Raw genomic sequence first — 15747 nt, forward strand, 5'->3', positions numbered from 1 at the left:
GCTGTGATCCTGGAAGTACTCATGGTGACTGTCCCCGTGAACCAGGAGAACTCAAATGATCTTGTCCATCTCCGGCGTGGTCCTTCTCGGCATCATCGTCTTCCTCTTCTTCCGCAAGGACGGCCTGAAGGCCTCGCACATGCTGGTCTCCGCCCTGTTCGGCTTCTACCTGGCGAGCACGGCCATCGCGCCGAGCATCAAGGCCGGCGGCGAGAGCCTCGCGAGCCTCCTCGGCGGCATCAAGTTCTGACGCCGCCCCTCCCGCCCGTACGCACCACCAGGAGATTGCAGTGGCCCGGCGCCCCCTCCCCCGCATCCTGAGCACAGGCAGCGCGCAGATCGCCCGGAGCCGGGAGCTGGCCCGGACGGCGGCCGACAGCGCCACCGACGTCCTCCACCCGCTGATCACGGTCACCCGTGGTCTGCGCCGACTGGCCGCGGCCGGGCGGCGCAAGTGGGCCGAGACCGCCAAGGACCGGCGCGGGCCGCTGCTGTTCCTGGTGGCCTCGGTGATCCTGGTCGTGGCGCTCCTGCCGTACGGCCCGCTGCTCGCCGTCATCACCCTGATGACGGCGGCAGCCTGGCACGGCCGGGACCGCAAACCCGCGGCGCCCGAAGGGCCCGACGAGTCCCAGACACAGCGCCTCCAGTCGTTGTACGAGGCCCTGGTCCCGTACTTCTCGGCCGCCGAGGACCCCTCACCCCTGTTCGCACACGGCGGCGAGTGGGAGAAGGTCTTCCCGACGTACGAGTTCGACGCCTCGGGCCGCGTCACCCACCTCGTGATCCGCTACCCGGCGTACTTCAAGGACGGCGAGGCCGACTCGCGTGCCCGGGTCGAGCAGCTGCTGCACGCCAAGTCGGGCCGCGGCCGCGAGTACCACTTCGCGTGGGACGAGGAGGGCAACGAGCTCACCGTCACGGTCCTGCCCCCGCTGCCCACGGACATCGCCGCCCAGCGCTTCGTCACGGCGCCGGGCGAGACGGTCCTCGGCTTCACCGACCCCACCCAGGTCCAGCGCACGCTTCCCCTCACCCACGGTGAGCAACAGCGCGACGTCCCGCCGGTCGTCTGGCGCACCGGCATCCGCTCCACCGAGCCGCACCTCCTGGTCATGGGCCAGCCGGGCAGCGGCACCTCGACACTGCTGCGTTCCGTCGTCCTGCAGGCGCTCCAGTACGGCGACGTCCTGATCGTCGAGGGCGGCAGCACCGGCGAGTACGCCTGCCTGACCGGCCGCGACGGCGTCCTGGCCGTCGAGTGCGGGCTGACCGGCGCGCTGGCCAGCCTGGAGTGGGCGGCGACCGAGACGGAGCGCCGTCTGATCGCCATGAACCGCGCCCGCCAGGCCGGCCATCCGCCGCCCGAGGACACCAAGCGGCCCCTGTGGATCGTCCTGGACCGCCCGAGCGCCTTCTCCCACCTCGCGGCCGCGGACGGCCGCAAGGACCCGCAGTCCCTGCTCCAGGTACCGCTGCGACACGGACGCGCGGCGAACGTGACCGTGGTGGTGGCCGACCAGTTCGACAGCGCGGAAACCCTGACCGATGCCGTACGGCAGCACACGCGCGCGCGTGTCGTGCTCGGACCCGCGACGGACGAGCAGCTCACCACCGTCCTGGGAACGCCCCCGCACACCACGCCGGTCCCCCAGGTCCCGCCCGGCCGCGGCTACGCCCGCCTCGGCGCGGGCCCGGTCCACCGGCTCCAGGTCCCGTCGACACCGGACCCGTACGACGACGCCACGAGCGAGGCCGACCGCCAGGCGGTGCTGGCCCTGCTGCCGGCGCGGACGACGCCGGCGGACGCGGAGCCGACGGAGGCGCAGCCGGAAGCAGCGGAGCCGGCTGCGATGGAAAAGGCGGATCCGGTCCCGATGGAAGCCGTGGTCGCCGAGACCTCATGACCGCCGGTCGGCGCCGGTGAGCGAGCCCACGCCCCGGCACCGACCCCCAGTCACGCCACGAACGTACGCGGCGTCTCGCCGCCCCCGGACGCCCCGCTCTCCACCAGTCGCGCCGCCGCGGCCAACCGCACCGCCGCCTCGTCCGCCACCGCACCCCCGACGGTGAACGGCAGCCGTACATACCCCTCGAAGGCTCCGTCGACCCCGAACCGCGGCCCCGAAGGCACCCGCACCCCGACCCGCTCCCCCGCCTCGGCGAGCCGCGAGCCCGACAGCCCTCCGGTGCGCACCCACAGCGTGAGACCGCCCCCGGGCACCTCGAACTCCCAGTCGGGCAGCTCCCTTCGCACCGCCGCGACCAGCGCGTCCCGGTTGTCCCTGGCCTGTCCGCGCCGCAAGTCCACGGCCTGCTCCCAACCGCCGGTGCTGAACAGCCAGTTCACGGCGAGCTGCTCCAGCACGGGGGTGCCCAGATCGGCGTACGCGCGCGCGGCGACCAGGCTGCGGATCACGTCCGGTGCCGCGCGCACCCAGCCGATGCGCATCCCGGCCCAGAAGGCCTTGCTGGCCGACCCGACGGTGATGACGGTGGATCCGGCGGGATCGAAGGCGCAGACCGCCCGCGGCATCTCGACGGTGTCGTCGAGCCACAGCTCACTCATCGTCTCGTCGGCGATCAGCACCGTCCCCGCCGACCGGGCCGCCTCCACGAGCTGCCGCCGCTGGTCCTCGCCGGCGAGCGCGCCGGTCGGATTGTGGAAATCGGCGACGATGTACGCGATCCGGGGCGCGGCATCCCTCAGCACCTGCCGCCAGCGGTCCATGTCCCAGCCGGTCAGCCCCTCGGCCATCGCCACGGGCACGAGCCGCGCCCCCGCCTCCCGCATCAGCTGGAGGATGTTGGCGTACGAGGGCGACTCGACGGCGATGCGCTCACCGCGGCCGGCGAAGAGATGACAGATCGCGTCGATCGCACCCATGGCGCCCGTGGTCACCATGATCTGCTCGGGCATCGTCGGGATCCCGCGCGCGGTGTACCGGTCGGCGATCATCGAGCGCAGCGCGGGCAGCCCGGCCGGGTAGTCGCCGTGCGTGTGGGCGTACGGCGGCAGTTCCTCCAGGGCGCCCTGGACGGCGCGGGTCAGCCAGGGTTCGGGCGCGGGAAGCGCCGCGCAGCCCAGGTCGATCATCGAACCCAGGGCCTCGGGCGGCAGGGGCTCGAGCCCACGCGCGGGGAGCGGGTTTCCGGCCGGTACGGCCGTCCAGCTGCCGGCGCCGCGCCGGGACTCCAGGAAGCCCTCGGTGCGCAGCGCCTCGTAGGCCGCCGCGACCGTCGTACGGCTGACGGACAGGGCCAGAGCCAGCTCGCGTTCGGCAGGCAGCCGGGCGGCCACCGGGACGCGGCCCTCCAGCACCAGCAGCCGGATGCCGTCGGCCAGCGCGCGGTAGGCGGGCGGACGGCGGGTGCCCGGGCCCGCCGGGCGGTCCTGCTGGGAGTTGAGCAGCCGGGCGAGTTGTGCGGCACCCATCGCCGAGGTCCACTGGGCCATGAAAATCAGTCCACCTTCCGCGAATTGGCCATGGATGATGCTTCCACCCACGTCTCAGGGTGTCATGCACCAGGCCACTACGACCACTGGGGGTATCCCTTGGCCACGAAGGACCGTCTCGGGCGGCGGTTGATCCAGCTCTACATCGGGCTCGCGCTGTACGGCGCGAGTTCCGCACTCCTCGTGGAGGCGGGCCTGGGCCTCGAGCCCTGGAACGTGCTGCACCAGGGCCTGGCCGAGCTCACCGGCCTGACGATCGGCGTCGTGTCGATCATCGTGGGCGCGGCGGTGCTGCTCCTGTGGATCCCGCTGCGCCAGCGCCCGGGCCTCGGCACGGTCTCCAACGTCTTCGTGGTCGGCATCGCCATGGACGGCACGCTCGCCCTCGTACCGGAGGTGCACGCCCTGGCCGTACGGATCCCGCTCCTGCTGGCCGGCATCGTGCTCAACGGCGTGGCCACCGGCCTCTACATCGCCGCCCGCTTCGGGCCGGGCCCGCGCGACGGCCTGATGACCGGGCTGCACCGCCGTACCGGCCGCTCGATCCGGCTGATGCGGACGGCGGTCGAAGTGGCGGTCGTGGCGACCGGTTTCGCCCTGGGCGGCACCGTCGGCGTCGGCACGGTCCTGTACGCGGTGTCGATCGGCCCGCTCGCCCAGCTCTTCCTCCGGGTGTTCGACGTCCCGTCGGCATCCGACGGCAGCACGGTCGTTGCCGAGGGGCAACCCCGCCGCGCGATACTGCGAAGGTGACCACAGCGATACGCCACCCCTATCTCGACCACCCCGGCCCGATCGCCTTCGCCCACCGGGGCGGGGCCGCGGACGGTCTGGAGAACACCGTGCTGCAGTTCCGGCGGGCGGTGGAGGCGGGCTACCGCTACATCGAGACCGATGTGCACGCCACGGTGGACGGCAAGCTGGTCGCCTTCCACGACTCGACCCTGGACCGGGTGACCGACGGCGCGGGGCGCATAGCGGACCTGCCGTGGAAGGACGTCAGCCACGCGCGCGTGGCCGGCAAGGAGCCGGTGCCGCTCTTCGAGGAACTTCTTGAGACCTTCCCCGAGGTGCGCTGGAACGTCGACCTCAAGGCGGAGTCCTCGCTCCACCCCTTCCTGGACCTGATCGAGCGCACGCGCGCGTGGGACCGGATCTGCGTGGGCTCGTTCTCCGAGGCACGCGTGGTCCGCGCCCAGCGGCTGGCCGGACCTCGCCTGGCGACGTCGTACGGCACGCGCGGTGTGCTCAATCTGCGGCTGCGCTCCTGGGGTGTGCCGGCCGCGCTGCGCCGGTCCGCGGTCGCCGCGCAGGTGCCCGAGTCCCAGTCCGGCATCCAGGTCGTCGACCACCGCTTCATCCGCGCCGCCCACGCGCGCGGGCTGCATGTGCACGTGTGGACCATCAACGAGCCCGATCGCATGCACCGGCTCCTGGACCTGGGAGTCGATGGCATCATGACCGATCACATCGACACGTTGCGCAAGGTCATGGAAGAACGCGGCGTCTGGGTCTGAGCGCCCGACGGCCCCTCCCCCGAGCCTTCGCACGGCACTTCAGCGGGGAAGCGAGGGCACGGGTGAGCGCCGACACCGTGCGTACGGACGTCATCGACCGGCAGCGCGAGCAGCGCGGCTGGTACTTCTACGACTGGGCCTGCTCCGTCTACTCCACGAGCGTGCTCACCGTTTTCCTGGGCCCCTATCTGACGTCGGTCGCCGAGTCGGCGGCGGACGCGGACGGGTTCGTGCATCCGCTGGGGATCCCGGTGCGTGCCGGGTCCTTCTTCGCGTACTCGGTGTCCCTGTCGGTGATCGTGGCCGTGCTGGTGATGCCCCTGGTCGGCGCGGCGGCCGACCGCAGCGGCCGCAAGAAGCCCCTGCTCGGGGCCGCCGCCTATGTGGGGGCCGCGGCGACGACGGGGCTGTTCTTCCTCGACGGCGACCGCTATCTGCTCGGCGGTGTGCTGCTGATCGTCGCGAACGCGGCACAGTCCGTGGGGATGATGCTCTACAACTCCTACCTCCCCCAGATCGCCCCGCCCGAGGAGCGCGACGCGGTCTCCTCCCGCGGCTGGGCCTTCGGGTACGCGGCGGGGTCGCTGGTCCTGATCGCGAATCTGGTGCTCTATCTGGCCCACGACAGCTTCGGTGTCTCCGAGACCACGGCCGTCCGCATCTGTCTGGCCTCCGCCGGCCTGTGGTGGGGCGCCTTCACGCTCGTACCGCTGCGACGGCTGCGCGACCACCGGTCCGACGGCCCGAAGGAGCCGACCGCTCCGGGCTTCCGCCAGCTCGCGGCCACCGTCCGCCACATGCGCCGCCACCCGCTGACCCTCGCCTTCCTGCTGGCGTACCTCGTCTACAACGACGGCATCCAGACGGTGATCTCCCAGGCCTCGGTCTACGGCTCGGAGGAACTGGGCCTCGGGCAGTCCACGCTCATTGCGGCCGTCCTGCTGGTTCAGGTACTGGCCGTAGCGGGAGCGCTGGGGATGGGGCGGCTGGCCCGGACGTACGGGGCGAAGCGCACGATCCTCGGCTCGCTGGTGGCATGGACGGTGACGCTGGGGGCCGGGTACTTCCTGCCGGCCGGGGCGCCGGTGTGGTTCTTCGTCCTGGCCTCCGGGATCGGGCTCGTGCTGGGCGGCAGCCAGGCTCTGTCCCGGTCCCTGTTCTCGCATCTCGTCCCGCCCGGCAAGGAGGCCGAGTACTTCTCGGCGTACGAGATGAGCGATCGGGGTATGAGCTGGCTCGGTCCGCTTCTGTTCGGGATCACCTACCAGCTGACTGGAAGTTATCGCGACGCGATCATCTCGCTCGTGGCCTTCTTCGTCATCGGATTCGCCCTGCTCGCAAGGGTTCCGGTACGGCAGGCGATCTTCGATGCGGGCAATCCGGTTCCCGAGCGGATTTAGCACTCGCGGCGAAAGGGCTGTAGTGTACGCGTTTGGCCTGCCAGGCGTACCGTTACTGCGCGTCAAAGGTGCCGAAACGCTGGGTGACATCTGCTAGCAGATGTGACAAACCGGGCGCTGGTGGGTACAACAAGGGGCGGCTACGACGGCGACGCATGACCCGGAACGGGACACGGAACGGGAATCTTTACCGCCGACCGGACGTTGACCGGATGACGACGACAGCGACACCTGTCCTGTGGGCGACAAGCCCGGGAGGCACGATTCATGAGTGAGCGAGCTCTTCGCGGCACGCGCCTCGTGGTGACCAGCTACGAGACGGACCGCGGCATCGACCTGGCCCCGCGCCAGGCCGTGGAGTACGCATGTGAGAAGGGGCACCGCTTCGAGATGCCCTTCTCGGTCGAGGCGGAGATCCCGCCGGAGTGGGAGTGCAAGGTCTGCGGGGCCCAGGCACTCCTCGTTGACGGCGACGGCCCTGAGGAAAAGAAGGCCAAGCCTGCGCGTACACACTGGGACATGCTGATGGAGCGGCGTACCCGCGAGGAACTCGAAGAGGTCCTCGAGGAGCGCCTGGCCGTTCTGCGTTCGGGCGCGATGAACATCGCCGTCCACCCGCGGGACAGCCGGAAGTCGGCTTAGTCCCTGCCGGGGTCGAGCGGACAACCAAACGCACGCAATTGACTGCGGGCGCCTACGTGGATTCACGTAGGCGCCCGCAGTCGCATGTCTACGGTGTGCCGACCGCGCCGGCGGTCGGCAGTCGTCTCTGCGACGGGCTCACCGGGTCAGCGGCGGCCGCGGGTCCTGCGGGGTGTCGCCGCCTGGTTCGTCCCTGATGACCTCGCCCTGGACGACCTTGCCGTCGGGGCGGTGGATGCGGGCCTGCTGGAAGGCGTCGCCGAAGGAACCCGGGGCGGCCTCGCGCAGCTTGCGGTCGAGGGTGCGCTCCGTGAGCCGGCTCAGCGCCTTCTGGACCGGCGGGATCAGCAGGAGCAGACCCAGCGCGTCCGAGATCAGGCCGGGGATCATCAGGAGCAGGCCGCCGAGCATCAACAGGCCGTTGCCGCCGCCGCTCTGCGGGGTGCCGCCCCGCTGCAGCGCCTCGTTCAGGTTCTGGAAGGCGCGGCGGCCCGCCTTCTTGATCACGGCCGCTCCGAGCACGAAGCCCGCGAGCAGCAGCAAAAACACAGTGAACCCGCTTGACGCGCCCGCGACCACGGTCAGCAGCCAGATCTCCAGCACCAGCCAGGCCGCGATGCCCAGCGGCAGGAAGGTCCGCAGCCGGGAGCGCCGGGGCCGGGCGGGGTACGTGGGGGTCGGAGCACCAGTCGTCATGCACCCAGTGTGCCTGGGCCCGGCTCAGTGCGGGATAAGCGAATGATCAACCAGGGCTGTGAAGCCGTACGAAGGCACCTGTGAGACCGTACGCAGGCCGCCGGGGCCGTATGGCGATCAGGCCTTCTTGCCGCGGCCCAGCACCTTGCCGACCCGCTCCGTGGCACCCCATGCCGTGACCCGCCAGAGGGCCTCGACGAGGATGTCCCGGCTCATCTTGGAGTCGCCCAGCTCGCGCTCCACGAAGGTGATGGGCACCTCGACGACGTGGTAGCCGGCCTTGACCGCGCGGCGGGCGAGGTCGACCTGGAAGCAGTAGCCCTGGGAGGCGACCTCGTCGAGGCCGAGGCCCTCGAGGGTCTCGCGGCGGAAGGCGCGGTAGCCGCCGGTGATGTCGCGCAGCGGCAGGTCGAGGGCGAGGCGGGAGTAGAGGCTGCCGCCGCGGGAGATGACCTCGCGGCTCTTGGGCCAGTTCACGACCCGGCCGCCGGGCACCCAGCGGGAGCCCAGGACCAGGTCGGCGCTCTTGAGGGCGGTGAGCAGGCGGGGCAGTTCCTCGGGCTGGTGGGAGCCGTCGGCGTCCATCTCGATCAGGACGCCGTAGCCCTTGTCCAGGCCCCAGCGGAAGCCCGCGAGGTAGGCGGCGCCGAGCCCCTCCTTGCCCTTGCGGTGCAGGACCTGGACGTGGTCGTCCTCGGCGGTCAGCTCGTCGGCGAGCTTGCCGGTGCCGTCGGGGCTGTTGTCGTCGGCCACGAGGACGTGCGCCTCGGGGACGGCCTTGCGCACCCGGCCGACGATGGACTTGATGTTCTCCGCCTCGTTGTAGGTCGGAATGATCACCAAGGCCGTGCCGAGCGGGCCGAACTGCCTCGCCTGGGCCTGTGCCGCGGGAGTCCCGTCGCCGTCGTTCACTGCTGCCCCTTCACTTCTGTACGCAGACGTCCACCATAGTGGCCGCCGCCTGCGATGACGTGACCAGACGTTCGTATGGTGGTGTCGATTCCACAAGAGCGGGGTAAGAACGCGTTTTCCGGGGTTTTTGCGAGTCCCGGGGTGTTCGCGTGCTGCGGATGGGGGCCCGGCGCCCTTCGGGCCGACCTGGGACCCGCTGGCTGCGGGTCGACCGAAAGCCGTTGTCTACTGAGCGTCCGGGCCCCACCCGGGTCGCACCTCCCCGACCGGCCGGAACGTTCCCTCGTCGCCGCGCAGGCGCTGAGCCTGGCTCCCAGTGACGGTGCCCCGGTGCGGCACACCGTCCCTGACCCAGCGGCGCCGCGACGAGTGCGCGGTAGTTCCCCGGTCGGGCGTCCGGTGGTGGACTCGGCCGAACCTACCGGCCCCCTGCCATCGGCTGTCAACAGCCGTTTGACCTGCGGGTTTTTCGCCAATGCCCTGGTCAGGGCAGAGGACATGCAGGTCGCGCGACGCGGCGGCGGGCGGCGATCGGCGCCGCGCCACCCCGGCAGATCACTCGCCCGGCCGTACGAACACCGTCCGTCCGCCGACCACGGTCCGCAGACAGACCGGGAGGTCCTGGCCGGGGGTCAGGTCCGGCAGGCCGGGGGTGCCCGAGCGGGGGTCGGTGGACCAGCGGGCGACCCGGTCGTCGGGGGCCTGGACCACGAGCTCGTCGGTGCGCCACACGGCGTAGTCCGCGGGTGCGCCCGGCACCAGTACGCCCGCGTCGTCCCGTCCGATCGCCCGCCAGCCGCCGCGGGTGTGGGCAGTGAAGGCGGCGCGCACCGAGACGCGGTGCTCCGGTGTGCGGTGGAAGGCGGCGGCGCGGACCGTGCCCCACGGGTCGAGGGGGGTGACCGGGCTGTCGGAGCCGAAGGCGAGCGGGACGCCGGCGCGCAGCAGGGCCGCGAAGGGGTTGAGGGTGCGGGCCCGCTCGGCGCCCAGGCGCTGGGCGTACATGCCGTCCTCGCCGCCCCACAGCGCGTCGAAGGCGGGCTGCACGGAGGCGGTCAGGCCGAGCTCGGCGAAGGCCGCGATGGTCTCGGGGGTGAGCATCTCGGCGTGTTCGACGCGGTGGCGGGCGGCGCGGACACGGGCGAGGCCGACCTTCTCCGCGGCGGCACGCACGCCCTCGACGACCGTGGTCACGGCGGCGTCGCCGATCGCGTGGAAGCCCGCCTGGAGGCCCGCCTCGGTGCAGGCGACCACGTGGGCGGCCACGGCGGCCGCGTCCAGGTATGCGGTGCCGGTGTGCTCGGCGTCGCTGTACGGCGTGTGCAGGCAAGCGGTGTGGGAGCCCAGGGCGCCGTCGACGAACAGGTCACCGGCCGCCCCGACCGCGCCCAGCTCGCGCGCCCTCGCCACCCCTGCATCGGCCTGCTCGGCCCAGTAGCCGACCACCCGCGGGCCCGCCTGCTCGGCGGCGAGCGCCAGCAGGCCGGTGAAGTCGTCCTCGGAGGAGATGTCCGGCCCTGCGCATTCGTGAACGGTTCCGATACCGAGGGAGGCGGCACGGGCGAGGGCGGTGCGCTGGGCCTCGACTCGCTGGGCCGGGGTGATCGCGGCGAACGCGGCGGCCCGTACGGCGTGGTGCGCGTCGCGGGTGAGCGGGCCGTCGACCGCGCCGAGGCCCGGGACCATGTCGAGCAGGGCCGTGGTCACGACCGCCGAGTGGACGTCGATCCGGCTGAGGTACAGGGCGCGGCCGCCGGTGGCCTCGTCGAGTTCGGCGCGCGTCGGCGGACGGCCGCCCGGCCAGCGGGCCGCGTCCCAGCCGTGACCGAGCAGTACGCGGTCGTCCGGGCGGGCGGCGGCGAAGTCCCGTACGAGGACGAGGGCCGCTTCCAGGGAGGGTGCGTCGGACAGGTCGAGGCCGGTGAGCGCGAGGCCGGTGGAGGTGGTGTGCACGTGGGCGTCGGTGAAGGCCGGGGTGACGAGGGCGCCGTCCAGGTCGACCACCTCGTCGACACCGTCCGCGAAGGCGTCGGCGGCGCCCTCGGAGCCGACCCAGGCGACCTGGCCGCGCTCCACGACCATCGCGGTCGCGAAGGGGTCGGCGGGGCTGTGCACTTCTCCTCGGCGGAGCAGGACGGTGGTCGGCTCGGGGATGCGCTCACTCATGGGGAACAGTCTCGCGCCTCGCCGGGACCGTCCTGCACGCAGGTCCTCAGATCCGCGGTGGCCGCGCCTCGTACGGCGTCGACAGGACCACCGTCGTCCGCGTCGAGACGCCCGCCAGCGTCCGCAGCCGGGCCAGCAGCTCCTCCAGCTCGTGCGGGGTCGATACCCGGACCTTGAGGATGTAGTTCTCGTCGCCCGCGACGCTGTGACAGGCCTCGATCTCGGGGACGCCGGCCAGGCGGTCCGCGATGTCGTCGGGGGCGCTGGGGTCGAACGGTTTGACCGAGATGAACGCGGTCATGGGCAACCCGACGGCCTCGGGGTCGACCACCGCGGCATAGCCGCGGATGACGCCACGCTGCTCCAGCCGACGCACCCGCTGGTGCACGGCCGACGTGGACAGGCCCGTGGCCTTGCCCAGGTCTGTGTAGCTCATCCGCCCGTCCTTGACGAGCAGCTGCACGATTTGACGGTCCAGCTCCTCCATGGCGCAAGAACCTACAGTGCGCTTGATCTCCACGGATACCTCAGGAGCCCAGGTCATGCCCGGTTCGTGATGTGCCCGAGAGCTGCCTGTGAGCCGTCTGAGGGACAAAACGTCCGCCACGGGCACCTGCGGGCGGCATGTGACGAACGCCACAGCCGCCGCGACGTCTCCGTGATGCTCTCGTGATTACCGCCGAGACGGGACGGGAAGTGCTTGCTGTGGTCGAGGCCGCAGAGCCTGAACGGCCCAGCCCGAGGGGGAGAACCCATGCAGAGTCTTAAGCGCCCTGGTCGCACCGCGCCCAAGCGGCTCCACGCGGTCGTCGAGGCCGAGCCGGAGGGCGTCGAACCCGACGCCTTCGAGGACGAGCTCGACGCGTACGACACCTTCGAGATGTACCGGGTGGTCTGCCCGGACTGCGCGCAGCCCATCGCCCTGCTGGCGGACGAGGAGGTCCTGCCGGAGCACGCGCTGTGCGCCTCGCCGTGGAACCCGTTCGGCCTCACGGTGTGCGCCGGTACCGGCCGCAGGGCCGCCGAGGCCCGCTCCGCGGACGAGTCGGCGAAGGCTCAGGAGCAGGACACGGCCCTGCTGTTGACGCTCCCTCAGGGGCTCGACTGGCGGACGCAGCCGTTCTCGCACGTCGGCGGCCCGGGCTCGCGCCCGATGCGCGTGCCGGTGATGCGCCGTCAGGCTGCCTGAACCGCCTCGCTCAATCCCAGTAGCTGCCCTGCACCATGGCCCGCAGACTGCCGTGGTGCAGGATCAGTGTGTCCGGATCCGCCGGGACGACGGCCTCCCCGAAGTGCACCTGCCGGTAGGCGACGCGCAGCATGACGATCGCGTGCCGCAGCGCGGCGTACAGGGTGTGGAAGTCCATGTCGCGCGGTGTGTGGCCGGTGAGTTCGGCATAGCGGGCCTCGATGCGGTCGCGGCGCAGGAAGTCCGGCAGGCCGCGCTGGCCGAAGGCGACCGTCAGGTCCTGGAAGAAGCGGTGCAGATAGACGGTCCAGCCGAGGTCGACCTCGCGCGGGGCCGGGGCCGCCATCTCCCAGTCGAGTACGGCCGCGGGTTCGAAGCCGTCGTAGACGATGTTCCCGATGCGTGCGTCGCCCCAGTTGAGCACCGGCGTGCCCGGATCGGTCGGCCAGAGGTTCTCCAGCCGGTCGAAGGCAGCCTCGATGAGGGGTGAGCGGGCGCGTCCGGCCACCACCCAGTCGTAGTAGGCGCGTTGGGCGGTGACATGGCGGCGCAGTGCGTCGCCCTCGCCCGGGAGTGCGAGGAACTCGGCTTCCCGTACGGGCACTTGGTCGTGCAGTCGGGCCAGCAGTCCGATCGATGCCGCCTCCAGGCGCTCGCGTTCCGCGTCGCTCGCCGCGTGCAGCCAATTGCCCTCGTACGTATAGGGCATGACGTCGGGCGGTACGCGCCCCTCGACGCGCTCCATCACGAAGAAGGGCGCCCCGAGCGGCCCTGGATCCTCCTCCAGCCACAGCACCTTGGGTACGGGCAGATCCGAGTGCTCCGCCACGACGCGCATGGTGCGGTACTGGCGCGGCATGTCGTACACGGGGAAGACGGTGTACGCGGCCGGGTCCGCCGCGAGTCTCAACGCGCAGGGGCGCACGGGTGGTTCGGGGTGCTCGATGTCGAAGAGCAGGGTCTCGCTGGACATGCCGTTGGACGCGGGGACGGTGACGCCGACCGCCTTGGCGCCGGGCAGGCGGGTGCCGAGCCAGGCGGTGAGGCGGTGGGCGATCTCCTCCGGGTCGCGGGTGGTGGTACGGGGACGGGGTGCCGTGGCCGCCATGTCGCAAACCCCCTTACGGAGCTACCGATGTGAAGTCCGCGAAGCCGCTCGGGTCGTGCCGCCCGAACGTGCCGTGCTCGAAGATGCCGTGACCGACCCTGCCGTCCAGCCGGAAGCGGGCGGCATGGTCGGTGACCCCGTAGGCGGCCAGGGGGTGCGGCTCGGTGAGGTCGTAGGTCCGGCGGTCGGTCCAGCCGCGGCCGCGCCAGGTGCCGTGCTGCCAGTCGTCGGCGGGCGGGTAGCCGGCGCCGATGGCCAGCGGGGAGGACGTCAAGGTCTCGACCTCCAGCTCCTGCGGCTTGCGGACGTCGCCCAGGTGGATGAGGGCACGTTCCGGGACCCGGGTGCCCGAGCGGTACGTGATCTCCGGCTGGGGCCAGCCGAGTTGGCGGTCGCGGTGGCCGGGGCGGACGAGGGTGGCGTCGTTCAGGGAGCGGTATCCGTCAGCGTCCTCCTGGACGATCACCATCAGGAACCGGTCCTCGAAGCGGACCGGGCACCACAGCCAGTGGAAGCCCTCGGTCGGGTGCTCCTCGGCGAGGCGGCCGCCCTCCTCCCCCGGTATGGGCCGGACACCCCAGCTGCGGTCGCGGGTGCCCGTCCACTGCGTGGCGGTCACCCGGAACTCCTCCCCGGCGGCGCGGATCACGCCCTCCGCGCTGCCCGCCTGGACGAAGCGGCGCCCTTCGAGGGTGAGCCGGTCGCCGCGGCGCTGCAGGTGGTGGGGTTCCCACAGGGCCGGGAAGTCGGCGGTCCAGGTGAGGTCGTACGACAACAACTCGTCGTCGCTGCGGAGCCGCAGTCGCCGCAGTGGCTCCTCGACCTCGATCCTGAGCGGGCCGACGGCGAGCCGCATGCGGTCCTCGCCCAGGGCGTCCGAGGCACGCACCGCGTGCAGTTCGTCGCCGGTCCGCAGGGTCGCGTAAGCGTCGATCACACCGACGTTCGGGTAGACGCCGAGGCCGACGATGAGCAGCGCGCGGCCCTCGTGGTCGAGGACGTGGAAGATGCAGCGGTCGTACGCGTTCCGGTCCCCGGTCGCCACGTGCTTCATGGAGAGGGGGACCTGGTGCACGGGGTACTCGTCGAGCGGTACGGGACGGTCGTCGGCCATGCCAAACCTCCCTGGAGAGAGCCTGGCTGACGGTACGTCAGACGGCCGCAGGTGGCCAGACGCGGAGCCGGACGTCCGCGAACTCACGCCCGATTCCGCCCAGCGGTGACCTGTCCGCCTACCTCCGCGTTGCCCTGGTATGACCCCCTCTTTTCCAGCGATCGGGCGTCAGCGCCGCATCTTCGTCCCGCCACCCGCAGGAACGGTTCCGTCGGCGCCGCCGCAGCACCAGGACCCGCCGATCTACCGCGATCTCATGCGCACCTGGGCCGACCGGGGCCGCACCCTGCCGGGCCGCCACGACCCGGAGTGGGTCAGGCTGGCGGCCCCGCAGGTCGCACCGGGGCAGTTCAGCGGGTTTCCGGACCCGCGAGGTGACGGGCGATGACCATCCGCTGGATCTGGTTGGTGCCCTCGACGATCTGCAGGACCTTGGCCTCGCGCATATAGCGCTCGACCGGGAAGTCCGCGGTGTAGCCGTACCCACCGAGCACCTGCACAGCGTCCGTGGTGACCTTCATCGCGGTGTCCGTGCAGTGCAGCTTGGCCATGGCCGCCTGCTTGGCGAACGGGCGGCCCGCGTCGCGCAGCCGTGCCGCCGCGAGGTACAGGGCTCGGCCCGCCTCGATCTGGGTCGCCATGTCGGCGAGCATGAAGCGCAGCCCCTGGAAGTCGGCGATGGGCCGCCCGAACTGCAGCCGCCCGGTGGCGTACGCGACCGCCTCGTCGAGCGCCGCCTGGGCGAGGCCGATCGCGCAGGCCGCGATGCCGAGCCGGCCGGAGTCGAGCGAGGCCAGCGCGATCGCGAAGCCCTGGCCCTCCTCGCCGACGCGCCGCTCGTCCGGGACGCGCACCCCGTCGAAGTGGACCTGGGCGGTGGGTGAGCCCTTCATGCCCATCTTCTTCTCGGGCATCGCACCGCTCAGGCCTTCCGCGTCGCCGGGGACCAAGAAGGCAGTGATGCCGCGCGGCCCGTCCTCCCCCGTCCGGGCCATGACCGTGTAGAAGTCGGCGATTCCGCCGTGCGTGATCCAGGCCTTGGTGCCGCTGATCACCCAGTCGTCGCCGTCCCGGACCGCCTTCGTACGAAGCGATGCGGCATCGGAGCCGGACGCCGGCTCGGACAGGCAGTAGGCACCCAGCAGGCCTCCGCCGAGCATGGCGGGCAGGTGCTCGACCTGCTGTTCCTTGCTGCCGTATGCGGCGAGTGCGTAGGAAGCGAGCGTGTGGACGCTGACGCCGAGTCCGACGGTGAGCCGGGCCGCGGCGAGCTCCTCGAGGACCTGGAGATAGACCTCGTACGGCTGGTCGCCGCCGCCGTATTCGGCGTCGTAGGGCAGGCCGAGCAGACCCGACTCCGAGAGCAGGGTGAAGACCTCGCGCGGGAAGCGACCGGCGTCCTCCTCCTCGGCCGCCTTCGGGGCGATCTCGCGCTGGGCGATGTCACGGACGAGCGAGATCAGGTCCCGGGCCTCGTCCGTGGGCAGTTGACGGTCCACCGGCTGCGGGGCGCGGTCGGGCATGGCGACGCTCTCCTCCCTGTTTC

At 71.7% G+C, this 15747-nt stretch carries 16 protein-coding genes; 8 read left to right on the plus strand and 8 right to left on the minus strand.

The window, feature by feature from the left end:
• Window positions 1-55 precede the first annotated feature (55 nt).
• Together ACFY1L_RS17105 and ACFY1L_RS17110 are read left to right on the plus strand one after the other, a co-directional pair.
• Window positions 56-250 (plus strand): hypothetical protein, encoded by a 195-nt coding sequence (locus ACFY1L_RS17105; protein ID WP_099934012.1) that lies wholly within the window; start codon window positions 56-58, stop codon window positions 248-250.
• A gap of 40 nt (window positions 251-290) precedes the next feature.
• Window positions 291-1907, plus strand: a complete 1617-nt coding sequence (locus tag ACFY1L_RS17110; protein WP_388824103.1) for a hypothetical protein — start codon at window positions 291-293, stop codon at window positions 1905-1907.
• 50 nt (window positions 1908-1957) lie between these two features.
• Here ACFY1L_RS17110 and ACFY1L_RS17115 read toward each other — a convergent pair whose 3' ends face one another.
• A complete protein-coding gene (locus tag ACFY1L_RS17115) occupies window positions 1958-3457 on the minus strand; it encodes a PLP-dependent aminotransferase family protein (protein WP_388824105.1) in 1500 nt (499 codons plus the stop codon).
• Between the two features lie 99 nt (window positions 3458-3556).
• Between ACFY1L_RS17115 and ACFY1L_RS17120 the strand changes: the two genes are divergently transcribed.
• The 4 genes from ACFY1L_RS17120 to ACFY1L_RS17135 all read left to right on the plus strand — a co-directional run bounded on the left by ACFY1L_RS17120 (window position 3557) and on the right by ACFY1L_RS17135 (window position 7016).
• Window positions 3557-4210 (plus strand): YitT family protein, encoded by a 654-nt coding sequence (locus tag ACFY1L_RS17120; RefSeq protein ID WP_388824107.1) that lies wholly within the window; start codon window positions 3557-3559, stop codon window positions 4208-4210.
• Complete coding sequence (locus ACFY1L_RS17125) at window positions 4207-4974, plus strand: glycerophosphodiester phosphodiesterase (protein WP_388824109.1); 768 nt, start codon at window positions 4207-4209, stop codon at window positions 4972-4974. The genes ACFY1L_RS17120 and ACFY1L_RS17125 overlap by 4 nt, the downstream gene beginning before the upstream one ends.
• 62 nt (window positions 4975-5036) lie before the next feature.
• A complete protein-coding gene (locus ACFY1L_RS17130) occupies window positions 5037-6374 on the plus strand; it encodes an MFS transporter (RefSeq protein WP_388824111.1) in 1338 nt (445 codons plus the stop codon).
• A gap of 267 nt (window positions 6375-6641) precedes the next feature.
• Window positions 6642-7016 carry an RNA polymerase-binding protein RbpA gene (locus tag ACFY1L_RS17135; RefSeq protein WP_003977404.1) on the plus strand — a complete coding sequence of 125 codons (375 nt, stop codon included), beginning with the start codon at window positions 6642-6644 and terminating at the stop codon, window positions 7014-7016.
• Between the two features lie 138 nt (window positions 7017-7154).
• Here ACFY1L_RS17135 and fxsA read toward each other — a convergent pair whose 3' ends face one another.
• The 4 genes from fxsA to ACFY1L_RS17155 form a co-directional block, all read right to left on the minus strand.
• Window positions 7155-7712 (minus strand): FxsA family membrane protein, encoded by a 558-nt coding sequence (gene fxsA, locus ACFY1L_RS17140; RefSeq protein ID WP_388824113.1) that lies wholly within the window; start codon window positions 7710-7712, stop codon window positions 7155-7157.
• A 117-nt stretch (window positions 7713-7829) separates the two neighbouring features.
• Window positions 7830-8624, minus strand: coding sequence for a polyprenol monophosphomannose synthase (locus ACFY1L_RS17145; RefSeq protein WP_388824115.1), 795 nt, complete (start codon window positions 8622-8624; stop codon window positions 7830-7832).
• A 555-nt stretch (window positions 8625-9179) separates the two neighbouring features.
• The gene (locus ACFY1L_RS17150) at window positions 9180-10790 is read right to left on the minus strand and encodes an amidohydrolase (protein WP_388824117.1); all 1611 of its coding nucleotides are present in this window, start codon (window positions 10788-10790) and stop codon (window positions 9180-9182) included.
• A gap of 46 nt (window positions 10791-10836) precedes the next feature.
• Window positions 10837-11277 carry an Lrp/AsnC family transcriptional regulator gene (locus tag ACFY1L_RS17155; protein ID WP_037670872.1) on the minus strand — a complete coding sequence of 147 codons (441 nt, stop codon included), beginning with the start codon at window positions 11275-11277 and terminating at the stop codon, window positions 10837-10839.
• Window positions 11278-11544: 267 nt separating this feature from the next.
• On the opposite strand from ACFY1L_RS17155, the gene ACFY1L_RS17160 reads away from it, so the two are divergent.
• On the plus strand, window positions 11545-11979 hold the full coding sequence (locus ACFY1L_RS17160) for a hypothetical protein (RefSeq protein WP_388824120.1): 435 nt from the start codon (window positions 11545-11547) through the stop codon (window positions 11977-11979).
• A gap of 10 nt (window positions 11980-11989) precedes the next feature.
• On the opposite strand, the gene ACFY1L_RS17165 is transcribed toward ACFY1L_RS17160, so the two are convergent.
• Together ACFY1L_RS17165 and ACFY1L_RS17170 are read right to left on the minus strand one after the other, a co-directional pair.
• Window positions 11990-13087 carry a phosphotransferase family protein gene (locus ACFY1L_RS17165; protein ID WP_388824122.1) on the minus strand — a complete coding sequence of 366 codons (1098 nt, stop codon included), beginning with the start codon at window positions 13085-13087 and terminating at the stop codon, window positions 11990-11992.
• A gap of 13 nt (window positions 13088-13100) precedes the next feature.
• Window positions 13101-14201: a hypothetical protein gene (locus ACFY1L_RS17170; protein WP_388824124.1), complete on the minus strand. Its 1101-nt coding sequence runs from the start codon at window positions 14199-14201 to the stop codon at window positions 13101-13103.
• 139 nt (window positions 14202-14340) lie between these two features.
• Here ACFY1L_RS17170 and ACFY1L_RS17175 point away from each other — a divergent pair, with 139 nt between their 5' ends.
• Window positions 14341-14589 (plus strand): hypothetical protein, encoded by a 249-nt coding sequence (locus tag ACFY1L_RS17175; protein ID WP_388824126.1) that lies wholly within the window; start codon window positions 14341-14343, stop codon window positions 14587-14589.
• On the opposite strand, the gene ACFY1L_RS17180 is transcribed toward ACFY1L_RS17175, so the two are convergent.
• Window positions 14552-15724 carry an acyl-CoA dehydrogenase gene (locus tag ACFY1L_RS17180; protein WP_388824128.1) on the minus strand — a complete coding sequence of 391 codons (1173 nt, stop codon included), beginning with the start codon at window positions 15722-15724 and terminating at the stop codon, window positions 14552-14554. The genes ACFY1L_RS17175 and ACFY1L_RS17180 overlap by 38 nt on opposite strands.
• Between the last annotated feature and the right edge of the window lie 23 nt (window positions 15725-15747).

This window comes from Streptomyces sp. NPDC001663 (genome assembly GCF_042893105.1).
In the GTDB taxonomy this organism is placed as follows: Bacteria; Actinomycetota; Actinomycetes; order Streptomycetales; family Streptomycetaceae; genus Streptomyces.